Origin of the sequence: Flavobacterium difficile (genome assembly GCF_011392115.1) — a bacterium.
Taxonomy (GTDB): Bacteria; Bacteroidota; Bacteroidia; order Flavobacteriales; family Flavobacteriaceae; genus Flavobacterium; species Flavobacterium difficile.
The window spans coordinates 192,202-211,611 of the sequence record NZ_JAAJBT010000003.1 but is presented as its reverse complement, the minus strand read 5'-3'; the positions used below and the strand labels follow the sequence as shown (position 1 = coordinate 211,611).

Annotated in this window: 19 protein-coding genes; 9 read left to right on the top strand and 10 right to left on the bottom strand. The window is 33.1% G+C overall.

Features of this window, described 5'->3' with window-relative positions:
- Nucleotide 1: 1 nt before the first annotated feature.
- From G4D72_RS07025 to G4D72_RS07015, 3 genes are read right to left on the bottom strand one after another with little or no spacing between them, the layout of a single operon-like run.
- The gene (locus tag G4D72_RS07025) at nt 2–532 is read right to left on the bottom strand and encodes a hypothetical protein (protein WP_166076942.1); all 531 of its coding nucleotides are present in this window, start codon (nt 530–532) and stop codon (nt 2–4) included.
- 2 nt (nt 533–534) lie between these two features.
- On the bottom strand, nt 535–1,029 hold the full coding sequence (locus tag G4D72_RS07020; RefSeq protein ID WP_166076941.1) for a hypothetical protein: 495 nt from the start codon (nt 1,027–1,029) through the stop codon (nt 535–537).
- Nucleotides 1,026–1,175: a hypothetical protein gene (locus tag G4D72_RS07015; protein WP_166076940.1), complete on the bottom strand. Its 150-nt coding sequence runs from the start codon at nt 1,173–1,175 to the stop codon at nt 1,026–1,028. Before G4D72_RS07015 ends, G4D72_RS07020 begins: the two co-directional genes overlap by 4 nt.
- 286 nt (nt 1,176–1,461) lie before the next feature.
- Between G4D72_RS07015 and G4D72_RS07010 the strand changes: the two genes are divergently transcribed.
- Nucleotides 1,462–2,412, top strand: a complete 951-nt coding sequence (locus G4D72_RS07010) for a hypothetical protein (protein WP_207784878.1) — start codon at nt 1,462–1,464, stop codon at nt 2,410–2,412.
- Nucleotide 2,413: 1 nt separating this feature from the next.
- Here the strand turns inward: G4D72_RS07010 and G4D72_RS07005 are convergent, their stop codons facing one another.
- The 3 genes from G4D72_RS07005 to G4D72_RS06995 form a co-directional block, all read right to left on the bottom strand.
- A complete protein-coding gene (locus G4D72_RS07005) occupies nt 2,414–3,136 on the bottom strand; it encodes a sterol desaturase family protein (protein WP_166076939.1) in 723 nt (240 codons plus the stop codon).
- 82 nt (nt 3,137–3,218) lie between these two features.
- Nucleotides 3,219–3,794: a Crp/Fnr family transcriptional regulator gene (locus tag G4D72_RS07000; protein WP_166076938.1), complete on the bottom strand. Its 576-nt coding sequence runs from the start codon at nt 3,792–3,794 to the stop codon at nt 3,219–3,221.
- Between the two features lie 9 nt (nt 3,795–3,803).
- Nucleotides 3,804–4,823, bottom strand: coding sequence for a helix-turn-helix transcriptional regulator (locus G4D72_RS06995; protein ID WP_166076936.1), 1,020 nt, complete (start codon nt 4,821–4,823; stop codon nt 3,804–3,806).
- Nucleotides 4,824–5,000: 177 nt separating this feature from the next.
- Here G4D72_RS06995 and G4D72_RS06990 point away from each other — a divergent pair, with 177 nt between their 5' ends.
- Together G4D72_RS06990 and G4D72_RS06985 are read left to right on the top strand one after the other, a co-directional pair.
- Entirely contained in the window at nt 5,001–6,422 is a 1,422-nt protein-coding gene (locus tag G4D72_RS06990) for an RtcB family protein (protein ID WP_166076935.1), read from the top strand.
- Nucleotides 6,423–6,749: 327 nt separating this feature from the next.
- Complete coding sequence (locus tag G4D72_RS06985; protein WP_166076934.1) at nt 6,750–7,562, top strand: hypothetical protein; 813 nt, start codon at nt 6,750–6,752, stop codon at nt 7,560–7,562.
- Between the two features lie 105 nt (nt 7,563–7,667).
- On the opposite strand, the gene G4D72_RS06980 is transcribed toward G4D72_RS06985, so the two are convergent.
- The gene (locus tag G4D72_RS06980; protein ID WP_166076933.1) at nt 7,668–9,158 is read right to left on the bottom strand and encodes a hypothetical protein; all 1,491 of its coding nucleotides are present in this window, start codon (nt 9,156–9,158) and stop codon (nt 7,668–7,670) included.
- Nucleotides 9,159–9,294: 136 nt separating this feature from the next.
- Nucleotides 9,295–9,675 (bottom strand): DUF1842 domain-containing protein, encoded by a 381-nt coding sequence (locus G4D72_RS06975; protein ID WP_166076932.1) that lies wholly within the window; start codon nt 9,673–9,675, stop codon nt 9,295–9,297.
- Nucleotides 9,676–10,014: 339 nt separating this feature from the next.
- Here G4D72_RS06975 and G4D72_RS06970 point away from each other — a divergent pair, with 339 nt between their 5' ends.
- Both G4D72_RS06970 and rpe read left to right on the top strand, forming a co-directional pair.
- Entirely contained in the window at nt 10,015–10,878 is an 864-nt protein-coding gene (locus G4D72_RS06970; protein ID WP_026718320.1) for a sigma-70 family RNA polymerase sigma factor, read from the top strand.
- A 279-nt stretch (nt 10,879–11,157) separates the two neighbouring features.
- Nucleotides 11,158–11,820 (top strand): ribulose-phosphate 3-epimerase, encoded by a 663-nt coding sequence (rpe, locus tag G4D72_RS06965; RefSeq protein WP_166076931.1) that lies wholly within the window; start codon nt 11,158–11,160, stop codon nt 11,818–11,820.
- On the opposite strand, the gene G4D72_RS06960 is transcribed toward rpe, so the two are convergent.
- Nucleotides 11,810–12,658: a zinc-dependent peptidase gene (locus tag G4D72_RS06960; protein WP_166076930.1), complete on the bottom strand. Its 849-nt coding sequence runs from the start codon at nt 12,656–12,658 to the stop codon at nt 11,810–11,812. The genes rpe and G4D72_RS06960 overlap by 11 nt on opposite strands.
- A 19-nt stretch (nt 12,659–12,677) precedes the next feature.
- On the bottom strand, nt 12,678–13,670 hold the full coding sequence (locus tag G4D72_RS06955; RefSeq protein WP_166076929.1) for a GntR family transcriptional regulator: 993 nt from the start codon (nt 13,668–13,670) through the stop codon (nt 12,678–12,680).
- 113 nt (nt 13,671–13,783) lie between these two features.
- Here G4D72_RS06955 and G4D72_RS06950 point away from each other — a divergent pair, with 113 nt between their 5' ends.
- Genes G4D72_RS06950 through galA form a run of 4 tightly spaced genes read left to right on the top strand, consistent with a single transcriptional unit; the run spans nt 13,784 to nt 19,359 of the window.
- Nucleotides 13,784–14,815, top strand: coding sequence for an aldose epimerase family protein (locus G4D72_RS06950; RefSeq protein WP_166076928.1), 1,032 nt, complete (start codon nt 13,784–13,786; stop codon nt 14,813–14,815).
- Nucleotides 14,816–14,818: 3 nt separating this feature from the next.
- Nucleotides 14,819–15,913: a glycoside hydrolase family 53 protein gene (locus tag G4D72_RS06945; RefSeq protein ID WP_166076927.1), complete on the top strand. Its 1,095-nt coding sequence runs from the start codon at nt 14,819–14,821 to the stop codon at nt 15,911–15,913.
- Between the two features lies 1 nt (nt 15,914).
- Nucleotides 15,915–16,925, top strand: coding sequence for a glycoside hydrolase family 53 protein (locus G4D72_RS06940; protein WP_166076926.1), 1,011 nt, complete (start codon nt 15,915–15,917; stop codon nt 16,923–16,925).
- 1 nt (nt 16,926) lies between these two features.
- Nucleotides 16,927–19,359: a beta-galactosidase GalA gene (gene galA, locus G4D72_RS06935; protein WP_235922468.1), complete on the top strand. Its 2,433-nt coding sequence runs from the start codon at nt 16,927–16,929 to the stop codon at nt 19,357–19,359.
- The last annotated feature ends 51 nt before the right edge of the window (nt 19,360–19,410 follow it).

Genomic DNA, 19,410 nt, shown 5'->3' with positions numbered 1-19,410 from the left:
CTTAAAGAATTTTAAATCGATATAAATTTTCATAAGAATTACCCGCTCCAAAACACAACATCATTCCTTCATTCACGTTATATTTTTCAATTAACAATTCATTGTTTTCTGAAAGTTGAATTTTAAATCGTTCCATTTGCTTACTCAGTAACAAAACTGGAAAATTTATGGTTTTATAATTGGTATAAAAAACAAACTTCTGTTTATGTAGTTTACCATAAAATTGCAATACAAATTCTTTCTTTTGCGCATCACTGAAATGCAAATACATTTTATTTTCAGTCATTTTTATAGCCATAGGTTTTGTATAATCCACATCATTTTTATCTGTAAATAATTTAACAAAACTTCTGGTTGAAATACTAGCATCATATTGATTTCTAAGGGTATCCAACTTATCATAAAACCTCACATTTAAATTGGGTCCTAAAGACTTATAATAATCTGTGCTCGTTTGATTCTGAACACTACAGGATATTGTGGTTATCAAAACCAAAAAAACTACTATTTTATTTAATTTTAAAAGTCGCATATTTATTTATTTTTAAAAACATATTGTTTATGATCCGAATTTCCTGCGGCAAAAAGTAAAACCATTCCAGAATAATTATAATGTCTGTTAATCACTAATTCTTGGTTTTTCGACAAGCCAATTCGCAATCTGTTGATGTTAGTTTTACAATAAATGGGTGGAAAAAAAATGCGCTTTTTACGCAAATACACTTCAAAATAATTTTTCTTAAACTTTCCCTTAAAAGCAGCCATCTCATTACCGCCTAACACATTTTTGTAATGAATTTCTATTTCCTCATTTTTAGAAATAGTAAGCTTTACTACTTCATCTAAATTTCTAATCTCAAATAATTCTTGAATAGAAATTTGATAGTCTGTTTTCTTCTTTTGATTGGATAAAGACTGAAACTTCCCTAAAGGTTTGGCTGAAATCATTACCAAATCTTTGTCTTTAATTACTTGATAAGATTTGCATGAAAATAAACAGAACAACAACATTATAGCTATTTTTTTCATACAGAAGAATTTACAAACGAAACAAAATGAAGACTATTTTTCATTTGAATTCTATTAATCACTTCCGAATAGTGAACCAAATCTTTAGCCGTAACTTTTTCTAAACTATCGGTAATTTTTGCGATTTTAAGTTTTAATTTTTCCATAATTTTATTTGTTTTAAAATTGTCTTCGATGTGAATTTTTTTGTTTCAACTTGCCACGAATTCACAAATTAAATTTTTAAAATTTCAGATAAAATTTGTTCATCTTAGATGAAAATTCGAATTAAATCGAATATTTACAACCATCAATTAGTGAATTCGTAGCTAAAATTGATGAATTACAAATCTTAATCTAAATTTTAATTACAGTTCAAAAGTATTATACTAATCACAAAATAATTTGCAGTAAATAATAATATGTATCTTTGAATTTGCGAAAATCACAAATATGAACCCTCAAGAAATTCTTTTAAAAGAAATCAGACAAATTATTGGAAATGAAACCTCCATAAACGAAGCCATTTCTACAGTTTTACAAATCAGTTATGACGCAGCACACCGAAGAATTTCGATGAAAAGTAAATTTTCCATTGAAGAAACCGTAACATTGTGCCAAGAATATGGCATTTCCATGGATCAATTGTTTCAACAAAAAGAAAGTTTGATTGTAGAAAAAACAAAAAACATTAAAACACAAGCCGATTTTAAAGCCTATTTCGAAAAATCGAAAGAATTTTTATCCGATTTCCATCCCGCCACAACTACCTTATATTATTCGGCAAAAGACATTCCGATGAATTACGCTGTAGCGGGCACTCTGTTTTCTAAATTTAAGTTTTTCATTTGGTTTCAATTATTAACGAATAAGAAAGCTACGGCCTTTGAAGATTTTATTTTTGATACTAGCATTCTGAACGAAACTTCCGCATTAAAACAATTTTTCGAACATTCTAAACGTGTAGAAATTTGGAACGACACCACTATAAACAGTTCGTTACAACAAATTTATTATTTCTTTGAATCGGGCTTATTACACTATTCAAACGCCAAATTATTATTAGAAGATTTAACAAATATCGTAGCCGATTTAGAATTGAAATGCCAAACCAACACACCCGATTTTCAGTTATATCATAACGAATTACTGATTTTAAACAATTCGGTTTTATTTACTTCAGAACAAAAACTAAAGTTCTTTTTACCTTATAATGCCTTAGGCTATTATGTAACTTCCGACAAAAAAGCCTGTTCAGAACAAAAAGAATACATTGCCAATCAGCTTTCCAATTCCAAATCGTTAAACCAATCAGGCAAAAAAGATCAAAAAATATTTTTCAATAAAATGCGTCAGAAAATTGATTTTTACAAAACGAAAATTGAGAATTATGTGGTGGAGTAAATTATTCTTTATGTACATCTTTAAACTGAATCATATCTAATAGGCGTTCTTCTTTTTCCGGATCGAAACCACAAGTAGAATTAAATTCTTTTGGATTCTCGTAGGTTCCGAACAACATATCCCACCATACGATATCTCCATAATTATTGGTATGTTTGTCGTATTCGTGATGAATTCTGTGCATTTCTGGTCGTTGAAAAATATAGCCAATCCATCGTGGTGTTTTCACATTGGTGTGATAGAAAAATTCTCCTAAAGCTGTAAACAAAGTATACACAGCGCCTGCTTCCATACTTAATCCTAAAGTTGAAAACACTAAAAGACTACCAATTATAGAATTCACAGTCATTTCTAACGGATGTTTGTAAAACGAAGTAATGACTTCCAAACGTTGTGCACTATGGTGAATTTGATGAAAACGCGTCCAAAGAAAATCGAATTGATGACGCCATCTGTGCCACCAATAAAAAATAAATGTGGCAATAAAATACGCAATTAATCCTCCAAAAAACGGATTCACATGCTCTGACACATTAAATAAAGAATACTGAGAAAGCCAAATTTCCCATGTAAAGCCAGCAAGTGTTACCACTCCAAGTTGAATAAAATTTACGGCTAAAACTCTAATAGTCCAAGTTGGGACTTCAGGTAATTTCCAACCTGGAATTAAACGTTCTAGCAAAAAACAAAATCCAAAAACGATAAAAATAATAGTAAGTGTCATTTCAATTTAGTGTTACAATTAATACTAAATCAAAAGTACTAGTAAGCGAAATTAAAATTGATGCACCTAAGTTAACAAATGACTAAACGATTCGTTTTCTAATTCGACTTAACGATTGCGGTTTTACACCTACATAAGAAGCAATTAAATATTGAGGTATGCGTTGCACTAAATCTTTATATTTTTCTAAAAAGTAACGATATCTATCTTCTGGACTGAATTGATGCACGGTTAAAAGTTGATTCACCATGATGATAAAACGATGTTCAATTATTATTCTTTCCAATAAATTGGAGTTTTTAGAAATCTTATATAGCTTTTGTAACTCGTCATAATCAATTACTAAAAATTCACAATCTTCTAATGCTTGAATATTTTGTATGGAAGGTTGTTTCGAAATAAAACTTCCATAATCTGCTACGAACTCTCCTTCTTTGGTGAATTCTAAAGTTGCTTCTTCTTCGTTTTTAAACACAAAATAACGCACCAAACCTTTACACAAAAATCCAAGCTTGGTGTTAACTTCCGTAGCTTGCAAAAAATATTCGTTTTTTTGTAATGAATAGGATTTAAAAGCCTTTTGAAACAATACTTCCTCTTCTTGTTCTAAAGTGGTAATTTGTTGTAAGGTTTGTAATAAAATTTTAAATGAGTTCATATCATTCAATTATATTTCTTTATTATATTTCTCCAAACTCTTCTGTAAAATAGCTTTCATTCGATTTCTCAATCGGGTTGGCTGAAGCACTTCTAAACCATCACCAAAACCTAGCAATAATCTTTCTAACTCATAATTTTCTATCAGAAACAAATGAATTTTTATACTGCCATCTACATAGGTTTCAATTAGTCGCTGCGAACTGTGTAACGGTTTTGTAATGACATATGGCGCGTTGATTTTATCAATCCACAGTTCAATTTTTCTGGGTTGCATTCTAGTATTTACGGTAACGCCTACTACATTTTTATAAAATTTTTCAGAATCAAATTCTTCTTCAATGTAAGGTGTTTGAAAATCGTAATCGATACTAATAATTCTATCTAAAGCTAAATTAGAAACGGGTGCTTGCGATCTTTTTTTTCCTACTAAAAACCATCGGTTATTAAACTCTTTCAGAATAAAAGGATAAAACTGAAACGTATTTTCTTCCTTAGACTTAAAGGATTTATAAGTTATTTTCAATACCACTTTTTTCACAATCGCCTGATAAATTTCATCTAAAAAATGCAACCCTTTTAATTTTTCATTTTTATCCAAATGAATTACAGGTTGTGTGTGCGATTTCTCGGCATAGATTTTATCTTCTAAACGTTGTAAAATATCGGACACATCATTAAACAGCGAAAAATCTTTAAACTGTTTCAACATCGAAACCGTTTCTGTTAATACATTAATATCCGTTTCTGTTAAAGGAATATCTGTGATGGTAAAGTCTTCGTCTTCGTATTTGTAAAATTTTTTATCGTACACTACAATTGGCGCATTATAACCTAACTTTTCACTACGCATCATTTGTATATCCAATTGCAACGTGCGTTTACTAACCGAATTTTCTTTGCCTTCGTATTCAAATAAAGCTTCGCTAACAGCTTCAATCAAATCTTCTAACGTCCATTGACGGTAGTTGTTTTGCAGACATTTATCAATGGTTTTATATCGGATAAGAGCGTTTTTGGTTTGTGCCATATTTTAAGAGTCTTCAGGAAATATAATTTAGAAATCTTAACCTATTTTCATCAAATGTAAAATTTCTTTTTTACTACGCAAAATAATTGCGCACTAGTTTTGAAATCTTTGTAAAGAAATAAAAACCAACCTGATGGCTTCAGCGGAAAGGCATCAGGTTCACGAAAGAAAAAAATTATGAAAACACCCATAAACGGAAACGACTTAAAAGAACTTGGTTATCCAGAAGGAACTTTAGTTGGCATAGCCTTACGAATTAACAAAAAAAGAAACGGATACAACAGAGAGGAAATGTTTATGCATTATGCAGCGGTTTTAGCACATCCAGAAAAGTATATTGACGATACAATATTCGGTAAACTAGCCCGTGCTATTATTGAAAAAGCCAATGAAAAACCAGATGATTTTATTCAATTAAACGAAAATCCAAATGCGTTTTCTGCGTATGGATTGGAACACATTGAGGAAGGTGCTAGAAAGCAGATGGAAGTAGCCATGCAATTGCCGGTTACGGTTGCTGGCGCCTTAATGCCCGATGCACATCAAGGTTATGGTTTGCCGATTGGTGGAGTTTTAGCCACAAAAAATGCCGTAATTCCTTATGGAGTTGGAGTGGATATTGGTTGCAGAATGGCCTTATCGGTGTACGATATTCCTGAATTCTTCTATTACGAAAACGAAGACAAATTTAAAAGAGAATTACTTGCGCATTCGAAATTTGGAGCGGGACATGGATTTACAGGACAACAAAAAAGTGATCACCCCGTTTTAGAAAGCAACGTGTTTAACGAAAATGCGTTTGTGAAAAATTTAAAAGACAAAGCTTGGTCGCAATTGGGTTCGTCAGGTGGTGGAAATCACTTTGTGGAATTCGGAATTATGGAATTTGAACAAGACGATACCATTTTAACCATTCCAAAAGGAAAATATGTGGCACTTTTGACACACTCGGGTTCCAGAGGAATGGGCGCTACAATTGCTGGACATTATACCAAGTTGGCAAAAGACACTTGTAAATTACCTGAAGTAGCAAAAAACTTAGCGTATTTAGATATGAACTCGCAATTGGGTCAAGAATATTGGCTAGCCATGAACTTGTCGGGTGATTATGCTTCGGCTTGTCATGAAATTATTCATACCAAAATGGAAAAAGCATTAGGCGCTACGGTTTTAGCGAAAGTGGAAAACCATCATAATTTTGCTTGGAAAGAAATGCATAATAACGAAGAAGTAATTGTGCATAGAAAAGGTGCGACACCAGCAGGAAAAGGCGTGATGGGAATTATACCAGGAAGTATGACCGCACCCGGATTTTTAGTGAGAGGAAAAGGCGAAGCCAACGCCATTAACTCGGCATCACACGGTGCAGGGCGACAAATGAGCCGAACGCAAGCTATTAAATCCATTACAAAAACCGACATGCAAACGCTATTAAATGACCACGGCGTGACGTTAATTGGTGCAGGTTTAGACGAAGCTCCAATGGCGTACAAAGACATCCATCAAGTGATGGCCGCACAACAAGATTTAGTAGATGTTGTAGCAAAGTTTACTCCAAAAATGGTACGAATGGCAGAAGATGGTAGTCGTGAGGATTAAAAACCAATTTTCAAACCTGACAGGTATATAAATATTTTTGCCACGAATTATCGAATGAAACAGATTTACTATTCGAATTCATTCGTCCCGATATATCGGGATAATTTTAAGGAGCTAAATTTAATGTTAGTTTTTAAAATTCGAGAATTCGTGGCAAACCTGTCAGGTTTATTCATAAACCCAACCCATTCAAAACATGTGATTTTTTTTTAATCTCAATTAAAAAATCTCAGAATCTGAAACAAAAAATATTTTTAAAAATTTGTCGGATTCACAATTCATAAAATAACTTCAATTTTTTTCTAAATTTGTCAAAAAACCAACCAAATGAAATTCATCACCAATCGTACTATAATTATAAAATCTATTCTTGCCGCCTTACTTATTTTAAGCATCAAGAATTTCATTTTCAAACACTTGTCGTTATACGGTCAAGATTTTCACGATTTGATTGAATTGTCTGATATTACTATCATTTTTACAGGTGCGTTTTTTGTTTTCGGATTGTTATTAGCCGCAACGATGTCTGATTTTAAAGAAAGCGAACGTATTCCTGGTGAAGTAGCTTCCAATTTAGAAGCCATAAAAGATTGGATTTACTTAGCCCTAAGAGCACCAAGAACCGGTACAACCGATTTATGTAAAGAAGCATTAAACCAGCCCAAATTAAGAAATGAATTACTTGAAATTACGGACGGAATTATCGCATGGATTTATTCTAAAGAAAAAGATTCAAACGTTATTTTTCCTTTAATTCGAAATTCTAACGAAATTGCCTATTACTTTGCAGAACGTGGTGTGGATAAAGAAGCTATAAAAGGTATTCAAGAAAATACGAATGCGATGCGAAAACAACTCACTCGCGCCTACTCTATTTCCAGAAATAACTTTATCAAACCTGCCTATATTTTATTAAAAAGCATTTTGTTTATTGTAATGTCGCTTTTGTTAATTACCAAATTTAAATCGAACCCAGCTGATTATTTTGTAACAGCTGCAATTACCTTTTTGTTTTGCTATTTGTATTTATTAATTCGAGGTTTAGATGATCCATTTGACATTTCAAACGATGAAATTGATGTCGATTTAAAACCAATTGACCGATTCAGACAACGATTAGATACTGATTTTTTGGTGTGATTTTTAGAACTTTTAATAGAAATAAAATGAGTCCGAAAATACATCGGACTCATTCATTTCTTCAATTTTGTAAAAGTTTTGAGTGGTTTTCTAAATACTATTTTACTAATTTTTATTCCGATCCTCAACAATTGCCATAGCTGAATTTGGAGCAGGCAATCCTCTTAACAAAGCATTAAACACATGACTTAAATCGCCCGGTTTCAGTCCTTTATTATTAGAATGACAAGAAAAACAGGTTCCATATGTATTGTATTGGTCACCATTCTGCGCATACGTTTCCATGGTAGAATTCGCCAATTGACTGGTTCCAATGGCAACACCCGCAACTTTTAAAGAATCTACAGTAGAATTATAACTGTATCCGTTTGGTCCGGCTCCATTCGCCGTCCATGTAGCTCCTATAAAAATATAATTTTTACGCACATCTTTTCCTTTTAACTTAGAAATTACAGCATTGTTTATGGCAATAATTTCACTGTTAGCAGCAGCTGGAGAAGCATCTTCTGCATTTGGTGTTACATCTACAGCACTTCCCCAAGGTTTAGTTCTTAGTGTATTACTCGGAGAAATTTCACACAACTCTTTAGCCACAATGGAATCTCCTGAAAAAGTCATGTGCGATTGATTATTTATGCCTCTTGGTTCATTATTTAACAACCAGTCTTTTTCTCCATCAGCTAAAACGGTTTCTGTAATTCCATCTTTGTTTACAAATTGATACGCTTGATTTGGAGCATTACGTTGGTGCTCAAATGTGGCCCAAATCATTTCTGGATGGCCGCTTGTACTTCCAACAATATGCATCCCAACTAATGCTAATTTTATTTTACGTTCGCCATTTATGACCCATAATTTGTTGCTTTTTTTCTTGTAAACGGGAACTGTTGCATCAATAGTTACAAATTCGTTCACATTTTTTAAAGAAGTAGCATCTACCCAAGACGTTTTAATTTCAATTGCTAATGCATTTGGATTTTTTAAAACCACACCGTTTTGTTGAGCAAAAGTAAAAATGCTATCTTTTTCAGCTTTTGTAGTAGGAAATTTATTTCCAGACATTTTCTTTTGATTTACGGCATTTAAAAATTCAGCATACACATCATTTACCATTGAAATGTAATACACTAAATTTCCATTAGCATCCATCAACACATCATCTGTGGCTTGACCTTCTTCACTTACAATTTTTCCAGTTTTGTCTACATTAGCCATAGCTCTTAATAGTTGTCCTGGTTTATTCTGAATTAAATCTCGGTGTCCATCTGTTTTCGGAGAAACCGTATAGAATTCTGGAGATTCAAACACCACATCGTCACCAATATTACTTTTAGAAGTCATCCAAAGAAACATGCGCTCCGACCATTTGTAAAAATCACAATTGTTTTCATGCTTAAAATCGACACTATTTGCTGGAGTCACTTCTCCGTTTTCTGTTACCTCACCAGTTTTAAACCAAGTAGCAAAATCCTTATCTGACAAATCACATAAGGGTTTAACATTTTGAGGTAGTTTTCCGTTTTCAACAACACAAGAAACCATTAGTGCTCCTATAATTGTTACAGAAAACATTTTACTAAAAATACTTTTTTTCATATTTCAAATATTAAATTATCAAGATATCAGTAGAACTATTAAAGAGGTGTCTGAAAAAACAACCCCTTTAACTAGCTTTTCATAACCAAAAGCAATTAGATATTGACCTTTATAATTAACTTTTGGATGAACTATTTTACTTTTCTGCTACTACTGGAACATTTTCAACATGTGTATTCGCGTAAGCAAATCCTCCAGTTCCATTCCATGACCCGTCAAGTGCTAAATGTGCCTCAAATGGAATTTCAATTGGAGTAACTCTATCTGAATGAACATTTCCTCTTAACGAGACAACTTGGGTAGTTGTACCAAAACCAGTTGCGAAAATTTTACCAGAAACTTGTCCTTGATAATTACCATTCTGAGTAGCTTGTGTAATTTGTACTGCTCCATTCACTGAGTTTTGAGAAGGCACTACAACTAATGAAAAATGTACAATTTGCGCACCAGGCATTCCTACATTTCCGATTGTTCCTTTTGCTAAATAAGCACCTGCTAAATTAGATTGTGTTGACATAATTTTTAGTTTTTAGTTTTTTTTCCTACTCTATTGGCTTTTCGGTTCCGCCTTAATTTGAATAAAGAATTGTAGTAATTAATTCTGATGTGAAATTAATAGGAATTGAAAAACGAAATTTAAATATTGTGACGAAATGGGTTTTTTAATGTATGAACTAAGGTTTTATTGGTAATAAATTGTAATTAAAAACATATAAATATTCTTTTTTTTTGCAATCTTAAAATAGAACAACACCTGCTATGTAAGAACATCATAGATTTTTTTTGAAAGTTTTGTAACTTTTTTGAAACATGTTACGTATAACTAATAGAACTTTTAAAGTCAGGAGAAAACCCCATGAGACAACTTAAAATCACCAAGCAGGTTACTAACCGTGAAACTGCATCCCTAGACAAATATTTACAAGAAATTGGTAAAGTAGATTTAATTACTGCCGATGAAGAAGTTGAATTAGCACAACGAATTAAAGCCGGAGACCAACGTGCCTTAGAAAAATTAACCAAAGCGAATTTACGTTTCGTAGTTTCGGTAGCGAAACAATATCAAAACCAAGGTTTAACTTTACCCGATTTAATTAATGAAGGAAATTTAGGTTTGATTAAAGCGGCACAACGTTTTGATGAAACACGTGGTTTCAAATTCATTTCTTACGCGGTTTGGTGGATTCGTCAATCGATTCTTCAAGCATTAGCGGAACAATCTCGTATTGTACGTTTACCTTTAAACAAAATTGGCTCTATCAATAAAATCAACAAGATGTACGCTTTATTAGAGCAATCTAACGAACGTCCACCAAGTGCTGAGGAAATTGCCAAAGAACTAGACATGACGGTAAATGATGTAAAAGAGTCTATGAAAAACTCTGGTCGTCACTTATCAATGGATGCGCCTTTAGTAGAAGGTGAAGATTCTAACTTATACGATGTATTGCGTTCAGGTGAATCTCCAAATCCAGACAGAGAATTAATCCACGAATCACTACAAACAGAAATTGAAAGAGCGTTAGAAACATTAACTCCAAGAGAAGCAGATGTAGTGCGTTTATACTTCGGATTAAGCGACCAACACCCAATGACATTAGAAGAAATTGGAGAAACTTTCGATTTAACTCGTGAGCGTGTGCGTCAAATTAAAGAAAAAGCCATTAGAAGATTGAAACACACTTCTAGAAGTAAAATATTAAAAACTTACTTAGGATAAGTTTTAAATTCCAATAAAAAAATTCCAAATCTCAATTTAGACTTTATCCGTCAATATTGGAATTTGGAATTTGGAATTTTACGATGAACAACCGAGCAATCGGTTCGTTTTTTGATTGATGATTGAAACTCCGGCTGATTACCGGAGTTTTGTTTTTAAGCCCCCAACCCAAAAGGGGAGTTTATTACAATAAATTACTTTGCGAACTTTGCGAAAAACCTTGCGAACTTTGCGGTTAAATTTTACCTTTGCCCAACAACATAACTACAATATAACAACATGACTAAAAACACACTTATTGCTCCATCAGTTTTAGCTGCTGATTTTGCCAACTTACAACGCGACATCGAAATGATTAACAACAGTGAAGCCGATTGGTTTCATATTGATATTATGGATGGCGTTTTTGTTCCTAATATTTCATTTGGAATGCCTGTTTTACAAGCTATATCAAAACATGCCACTAAAACAATCGACGTACATTTAATGATTGTGGATCCTGACAGATACATTTCAACTTTCGCACAATTAGGGGCAAATATTTTAACCGTGCATTATGAAGCTTGCAACCATTTACACAGAACATTACAAGCGATCAAAGCTGAAGGCATGAAAGCAGGTGTAGCAATCAATCCACATACCAATGTTAGAGTTTTAGAAGACATCATTCAAGATATCGACTTAGTTTGTATCATGAGTGTGAATCCAGGTTTTGGTGGACAAAGTTTTATTGAAAAAACGTACGACAAAGTTTTTCAATTGAAAGAAATGATCCAAAGATGCAAATCAAACACTTTGATTGAAATTGATGGCGGTGTTACCAATAAAAATGCCAAACAGTTAGCAGATGCTGGCGCCGATGTATTAGTTGCAGGAAGCTATGTTTTTGGAGCAGAAAACCCAACTGCAACTATTTCAGATTTAAAAAAGATTACGCAATAAAAATCGCTTCATTATAATTCAACATTTCCTTCACTTTTTTATAAATTGAAGGAAATTTTTGTTTTAATTCTTCAGGAGATTCGAAAAAATGTTCCAATAAAACCGCAACGAATTCATATTGATTTTCAAAAGCATAGGTTCTTAAGTAACCAGAATTTAACACCTCATTCCTTAAGTCTACATTAGAAAATGAAGAAAATAAATTTTGTAAAGATTCTCTAAATAATACATGAGCAGATTTATTGCTCTTTAAAGTTTGAAAATGCAAAGCATGGGTAAATTCATGTAATCCTAAATTTAAATTGTCATTTTTAATGTCGATTCCACTTTTAAAATCAGACCAAGAAAAAACAATTGTTTTCATTTTCGGATTAAATTCTCCTTTATAATATTCATTTGTGTGTGTTGATAAATAAATATCAGGATAAATAATAATTCGTTGAATGAGTGTATTTAAATAGTTTTTCATTCCAAAAGTCAACTGAATATAAACCGCTGCAATCGATAATTTTATTTCCGAACTTAAAGGAATATCACGAGTAGAAAATTCTGTTTTCCCTATAAAAACAGCTACACGATGTTCAAAATAACTTTTATATTTTGGTTTTAACTTTTGATAAAAATGATTGTTTTCACGTAAAATACTTTTATCAGATTCCGATAATTTTTTATTGAAAAAATGATTGAAAACAACTAATGGTTTTTTAAAATTTCGTTGATAAATGATTTCAACAACATAAAAAATAAAATAACAATAAGCTATGACTATTGGAAAAACCAAAATAAACATAGCAAAAAATTCAGCAAAAGTATATTCTCTTTCAGGCATAAAGTTCATTGATTCACAAAGAAACTCTTTACAAAGAATTTCTCAAAATTAATTGACTTTTATTTTCGATGTTTTCTTTAGAATTTGTCAAAATCATCTGTGCCAAAAGTTGTCCCATTTCACTAAAATCAGTAGAAATGGTTGTAATTCCGTTGGCGACAACTTTTTTTAATGGGGTATCATTATAAGAAATTAGCCCAATGTCTTTTCCAATATGAAACTGAAAATCAGAAGCACTTTCAATAATCTGAACTAAATCTCTATCATTTGGCAAAACATAAACATTCCCTTTTTGAAAAGTATTCGTATCAAATTCGGAATTTATTTCAAATTCGAAATGATACGTTTTACAAAAATTTTCAAATCCGATTACCATTCCAATGGGTTCTTTTTTTCCTGGGAAAATTAAAAACAGTTTTTGGTACTTTTTTAACCGATCTAAACCTTTTTCTAATGCCGAAAACATGTCTTTAATAAAATTCTGATAGACAGCAGGATATTTTTTTAAATCCTCTCGAGTTTGATCTAAAATATAGGTTTCTTGCGTTGGTAATTTAGAAATTGTTTCCGTAGTTTTCTCTAAATTAGAAGGCATAACTATGTATTTAGAATAATTTCCCAAACTGTCATCTATTAACTTTGTAAACATTTCTCTGTTGAAATGATGAAAGAAAATATCAACATGTGCTTTATCTTTTATAGTTTCTAAAAACGAATTTAAAATATCTTCTTTAAATGAATTCAGTTCATCAAACAACAAGAATATGCGTTGTTCATAATTAAAAGCAATACTTTTTACAAAATAACCTTTACCTAAAATAGCATATATAACACCTCTTTTCTTCAATTCATTATACGCCAACATTACTGTATCTCTCGACAACTGATGGCGCATGCAAATCCTATTGATGGAAGGCAATTTTTCGTTTTTTACCAATTTATTTTCAACAATTGCTTTTTCAATAGCTGTTATCAATTGTTTATATTTCGGCACAGAAGACTGATTATCAATAGAAATCATAAAATTTTGAATTTAAACTGGTAGTAAATATATAACAAACTGGTGGGTACTGGTATGATTTTGTACAGAAAAAAATATAAATTTGAATTATAATCAAAAATCTACGATAAAAATTGTCAAATATCCAAAAAGATACCGCTAAAATTACTTCATTCGGATTCACTCCTGAAGGTAGAGAGTCTTTTGCTTATACGTTGCAAAACAAAAATAAAATGGAAGTCAATATAATTGATTTTGGCGCAACTATCAACGCCATAAAAATTCCAATAGAAAACAATGAATTTGCAGATGTAGTTTTAGGATTTGATTCGGTTTCAGATTATATGAATTCATTCAATATTCCAGGAGCTCCTTTCATGGGTGCCGTTGTAGGAAGATATGCGGGTAGAATTAAAAATGGAACTTTCAAATTAAATAATGAAGTGCATCAGTTGCATAAAAACCTTGGCGAACAACACTTGCACGGCGGCATTTCTAATTTTAGCAATAATTTTTGGAAAGTGATTTCGCTTTCAGAAAACAGCATTATATTAGAATATATTTCCAAAGATTTAGAAGAAAATTTTCCTGGTGAAGTAACCGTTCAAGTAACTTATACGCTAACTGAAGAAAATGAATTAGAAATCACTTATTCCGCAAAAACCACAAAAGATACAATTATCAATTTAACTCAACACAGTTATTTCAATTTAGAGGGTCATGAAAGTTCTATTCAAAATCAGGAGTTACAAGTGGTTAGTACCAAACTCTTAGATACAGATGGAAATAATGTCCCAACTGGTTATTTTTTAAATGTGGCTAATTTGCCTTTCGATTTTACGACTTTCAAAAAATGTCCAGAAAAAATAGATAATTCTTTCGTAATTCAAGACCATTCCAAAGCAGTAGCCACTTTGAAAAGTACAAAAAACAAGATACAAATGCAGGTATTTACCAATCAACCTTCTGTACATGTTTATGTGGGTGGCAATTGTTCTGATCTAATACAAGGAAAAAACAAAACAAATTATCATCGATTAAGTGGCATTTGTTTCGAAACGCAAAATTTCCCAGATGCGCCTAATCACAGTCATTTTCCCAACGCAATTTTAAGAAAAAACGAAACCTACAATCAAAAAACTAGTTTTAAATTTGAAAATATATAACTTATGAAATCACTTATCAGATTAGCCATGATAGTAGCGGGATTATTTTTGTTTTCATGTTCATCCAATGAACCTGAAGCAACTCCTACTCCAACGCCAACAAATCCAGTACCAGATAATTTCATTCGTGCTGCAGATATGTCTTACTTACCGTTAATTGAAAGCGAAGGCACGATTTACAAGAAAAATGGTGTAGCAGAAAATGCCTTAACCACACTAAAAAACGCAGGTTGCAACACAATTAGAATTAGAATTTGGAGAAATCCGTCGACAGCTAGTTCTGGTTTAGCCGAAGTAAAAGCATTCGCACAACGAGTAAAACAAGCTGGTATGAAAGTTTGGTTAACGGTTCATTATTCGGATACTTGGGCAGATCCTGCGCATCAAACCACGCCTTCAGATTGGACAAGTTTATCTTTTACAGCTTTAAAAACGGCTGTGAGTAACTACACAACGTTGTTAATGACAGAAATTCAACCTGAAATTATTCAAATTGGAAATGAAATCAATAGCGGATTACTTTGGCCACAAGGTCATTTAATCAATAATGAATCGCAATGCATCCAATTATTAGCTGCAGCAAGTACGGCTGTAAGAAACGCATCTTCTACCACCAAAATAATGCTCCATCATGCAGGAATTGGAACAGACGCTACTTGGTTTTTCAATAAAATGACAAGCATTGATTACGATTACATTGGCTTATCGTACTATCCTATTTGGCATGGAAAAAATTTAAATGACGTAAGCGCAACGATAAATTCACTTGGACAAACACACAACAAAAAAGTCTTAATTGCAGAAACAGCTTATCCGTTTACTTTGGGATATAACGATTATACCAACAATATTATCGGACTAAACAATCAAATTATTCCAACGTATGCAGCTTCAAATCAAGGTCAGAAAGACTTTCTTTTAGCTATTAAAAATTTGGTTAAACAAGCACCACAAGGAATTGGGTTTTGTTATTGGGGAGCAGAATGGGTCGCTTTTAGAGGCCCAACCTCTTCCAATGGTTCCTCATGGGAAAATCAAGCTTTATGGGATTTCAACAATAATGCACTTCCTGTAATGGATGCTTTTAGTCAAAATTAAAATGAAGAAAATTTTCAAAATACTAGCCATTTCCGTTTTATTAGCTTCATGTACATCTTCCAAAAATAGTTTTGTTAAAGGAGCGGATGTGGGTTGGTTGCCACAAATGGAAGCAACAGGTTATAAATTTTATGACCAAGATGGCACCGAAAAAGAATGCTTGCAATTGTTAAAAGACAGAGGCATGAATTCCATTCGATTAAGAGTTTGGGTGAATCCGAATAACGACAAGGCAAGCGGACATTGCAGCAAAGAAGAAACTGTAGCCATGGCTTTACGTGCTCAAAAAATGGGCATGCGAATTATGATTAATTTCCATTATTCTGATTCTTGGGCGGATCCTGCAAAACAGTATAAACCAAAAGCTTGGGAAAACCATTCGTTTCCAGAATTATTAAATGATGTATACAACCATACTTTTGAGGTACTTTCAGCCTTAAAAACAGCTGGTGTAACTCCGGAATGGGTTCAGGTTGGAAATGAAATTCCAGGCGGGATGCTTTGGCCTGAAGGCAGTACTGATAATTGGGTACAACTGGGGCAACTTTTAAACAAAGGCTACGAGGCCACAAAAGCGGTTGATAAAAAAATAAAAGTGATTGTGCATGTGGATGAAGGAAATAACAACGTCAAATTCAGAAATTTCTTTGATAATGCAACGGCTCAAAAAGTGAAATACGACATTATTGGATTGTCTTATTATCCATTTTGGATTAAAAAAGACTATTCTGAAACGATTACCGATTTGGAATTCAACCTAAATGATATGGTAAAACGCTATAATAAAGATGTAATGATTGTGGAAGTTGGTGGTGAAGATGATAAAGTACAAAACACCTACGAACTACTAAAAGCTACGATTGAAGCTGTAAAAAAAGTCCCTAACAATAGAGGTTTAGGCGTAATGTATTGGGAACCACAAGGTGAAAAATCGTGGAGTGGCTATAGTTTAAGTGCTTGGCAAGCTGATGGAAAACCTTCACCAGCATTAGATGCTTTTAAAGAAAATTAAAATGATGAAAAACCTAATTTCAAATAAAATCTGTAAAGTTACAGTACTAATTTCTACATTATTTTTAAATTTTTCAACCGTAAAAGGTCAAGAAAAGATTAGTTTAGACGAAGATTGGAAATTTCATTTCGGTCATGCTGCCAATCCCGACAAAGATTTCGATTACAGTAAAACCGCTTTATTACACAAGTCGAATGTATTTGCCACAACAGTTGTGAATCCGAAATTTGTGGATACGACTTGGAAAAAAATCAACATTCCACACGATTGGGTGGTGGAACTTCCTTTTGTGAAATCGGAACAAGTGGAAATGGACAGTCATGGTTACAAACCTGTAGGTGGTGCCTATCCAGAAACGAGTATTGGCTGGTATCGCAAGCATTTTAACGTAGATAAATCTAAAAGCAACAAACGTTTCGAATTACAATTTGATGGTATTTACAGAAATGCTGAAATTTGGTTAAATGGTTTTTATGTTGGTACCAATTTTAGCGGTTATGTGGGAAATGCTTATGATGTTTCAGATTATATCAATTTTGATGGCGATAATGTAATTGTGATTCGAGTAGATGCTACACAATACGAAGGCTGGTTTTATGAAGGTGCCGGAATTTACAGACACGCTTGGTTGAACATCACGGATAAAATTTTCATTCCTAACGATGGGATTTTCGTACATTCCGAAGTAAAAGGAAAAAATGCAACGGTTACCGTTGAAACTACCGTTCAAAATAACAATTTAAAAAATGCTAACTGCTCAGTTCTTTCCTACATTACAGATAGAAATGGAAAAATTTTAGCTACAACTTCAGAGCAAAAAATAGCTTTAGGTATTCGAAAAGATATCACGGTAAAACAGAAAGTAAACATCAATAACGCCCAACTTTGGTCGTTGGAAAACCCCTATTTATATAAAGTTGTCTCTGTTGTAAAATTTGGAAATCAAATTATACATCAAACCAAAACCCGTTTCGGAATTAAAACGGTAAAATTTGATGGCAAAGAAGGATTTTTCTTAAACGGAAAGTCGATTAAAATTCAGGGCACCAACAACCATCAAGATCACGCCGGAGTTGGAAGCGCCTTACCCGATTACTTACAATATTACCGTATCAAACTCTTAAAAGAAATGGGTTCGAATGCGTACAGAGCCAGTCATAATGCACCAACACCAGAGCTTTTAGAAGCTTGTGACAGTTTAGGCATGTTAGTTTTAGACGAACAGCGTTTGTTAAATAGTAGTCCAGAATACATCGACCAATTTAAAAGATTGCTGAAACGCGATAGAAATCATGCTTCCGTTTTTTTATGGTCGATTGGAAATGAAGAACAAAATATTCAAGGTAACGAATATGGAAAACGAATTGCACAAACACTTTTAGCCATTCAAGAAGATTTAGATCCTACAAGAACCAGCACCTATGCGGCAGATATGGCCAACGATTTTAAAGGTGTGAACGAAGTCATTCCTATTCGTGGTTTCAACTACAGAGAATATGCGGTAGCCGATTACCATCGCGATCATCCGAATCAACCTTTATTAGGAACTGAAATGGGAAGTACCGTTACCACACGTGGTATTTACGAAAAAGATGCCATTAGAGCCTATGTTCCCGACCAAGATATTACACATCCGTGGTGGGCGAGCAAAGCAGAAACTTGGTGGAAATTAGCCGCAGAAAACAAATTTTGGTTAGGCGGTTTTGTCTGGACAGGTTTCGATTATCGCGGAGAACCCACACCATATAAATGGCCGAATATCAGCTCACATTTCGGAATTTTAGACGTTTGCGGTTTCCCGAAAAACATTTACTACTACTATAAAAGTTGGTGGACGAATGAAGATATTTTACATATTTCTCCACATTGGAATTGGCCTGAAAAAGTTGGACAACCTATTGATGTTTGGGTGAATTCTAATGCGGATGAAGTAGAACTTTTCTTAAATGGAAAAAGTTTAGGAAAGAAAACCATGGAAAGAAACAGTCATTTGCAATGGAATGTCAATTATGAAGTTGGAACGTTAGAAGCCATCGGATACAAAAAAGGAAAAAAATTGACTTCAAAAGTAGAAACCACTGGAACACCTTATAAAGTGGTACTTTCTCCAGATAAAACGATTTTAACTGCTGATGGAAAAGATGCTACGGTAATCAATATTTCTATTACTGACGAAAAAGGAAGAGAAGTTCCTGTAGCGGATAACATGGTGAAGTTTTACCTTTCAGGAGATGCGAAAATAATCGGCGTAGGAAATGGCGATCCAAGTTCACACGAACCCGATCAATGCGCTGACGGTGCTTGGCAAAGAAGTGCGTTCAACGGAAAATGTCAGGTAATTCTTCAAGCTGGAAAATCTTCAGGAACAATACAATTCGAAGCCAAAGCCAACGGATTACAATCGGCAACTTTAAATTTAAAACTTATCCAATAAATTAAAATACAGAATCAAAAAAAAGACACTGAAAAGAATTCAGTGTGAATA

Bases quoted from the DNA above. Each gene is read 5' to 3' on its own strand.
- G4D72_RS07025 (WP_166076942.1), bottom strand. From the start codon at position 532: ATGCGACTTTTAAAATTAAATAAAATAGTAGTTTTTTTGGTTTTGATA.
- G4D72_RS07020 (WP_166076941.1), bottom strand. From the start codon at position 1,029: ATGAAAAAAATAGCTATAATGTTGTTGTTCTGTTTATTTTCATGCAAA.
- G4D72_RS07015 (WP_166076940.1), bottom strand. From the start codon at position 1,175: ATGGAAAAATTAAAACTTAAAATCGCAAAAATTACCGATAGTTTAGAA.
- G4D72_RS07010 (WP_207784878.1), top strand. From the start codon at position 1,462: ATGAACCCTCAAGAAATTCTTTTAAAAGAAATCAGACAAATTATTGGA.
- G4D72_RS07005 (WP_166076939.1), bottom strand. From the start codon at position 3,136: ATGACACTTACTATTATTTTTATCGTTTTTGGATTTTGTTTTTTGCTA.
- G4D72_RS07000 (WP_166076938.1), bottom strand. From the start codon at position 3,794: ATGAACTCATTTAAAATTTTATTACAAACCTTACAACAAATTACCACT.
- G4D72_RS06995 (WP_166076936.1), bottom strand. From the start codon at position 4,823: ATGGCACAAACCAAAAACGCTCTTATCCGATATAAAACCATTGATAAA.
- G4D72_RS06990 (WP_166076935.1), top strand. From the start codon at position 5,001: ATGAAAACACCCATAAACGGAAACGACTTAAAAGAACTTGGTTATCCA.
- G4D72_RS06985 (WP_166076934.1), top strand. From the start codon at position 6,750: ATGAAATTCATCACCAATCGTACTATAATTATAAAATCTATTCTTGCC.
- G4D72_RS06980 (WP_166076933.1), bottom strand. From the start codon at position 9,158: ATGAAAAAAAGTATTTTTAGTAAAATGTTTTCTGTAACAATTATAGGA.
- G4D72_RS06975 (WP_166076932.1), bottom strand. From the start codon at position 9,675: ATGTCAACACAATCTAATTTAGCAGGTGCTTATTTAGCAAAAGGAACA.
- G4D72_RS06970 (WP_026718320.1), top strand. From the start codon at position 10,015: ATGAGACAACTTAAAATCACCAAGCAGGTTACTAACCGTGAAACTGCA.
- rpe (WP_166076931.1), top strand. From the start codon at position 11,158: ATGACTAAAAACACACTTATTGCTCCATCAGTTTTAGCTGCTGATTTT.
- G4D72_RS06960 (WP_166076930.1), bottom strand. From the start codon at position 12,658: ATGAACTTTATGCCTGAAAGAGAATATACTTTTGCTGAATTTTTTGCT.
- G4D72_RS06955 (WP_166076929.1), bottom strand. From the start codon at position 13,670: ATGATTTCTATTGATAATCAGTCTTCTGTGCCGAAATATAAACAATTG.
- G4D72_RS06945 (WP_166076927.1), top strand. From the start codon at position 14,819: ATGAAATCACTTATCAGATTAGCCATGATAGTAGCGGGATTATTTTTG.
- G4D72_RS06940 (WP_166076926.1), top strand. From the start codon at position 15,915: ATGAAGAAAATTTTCAAAATACTAGCCATTTCCGTTTTATTAGCTTCA.
- galA (WP_235922468.1), top strand. From the start codon at position 16,927: ATGATGAAAAACCTAATTTCAAATAAAATCTGTAAAGTTACAGTACTA.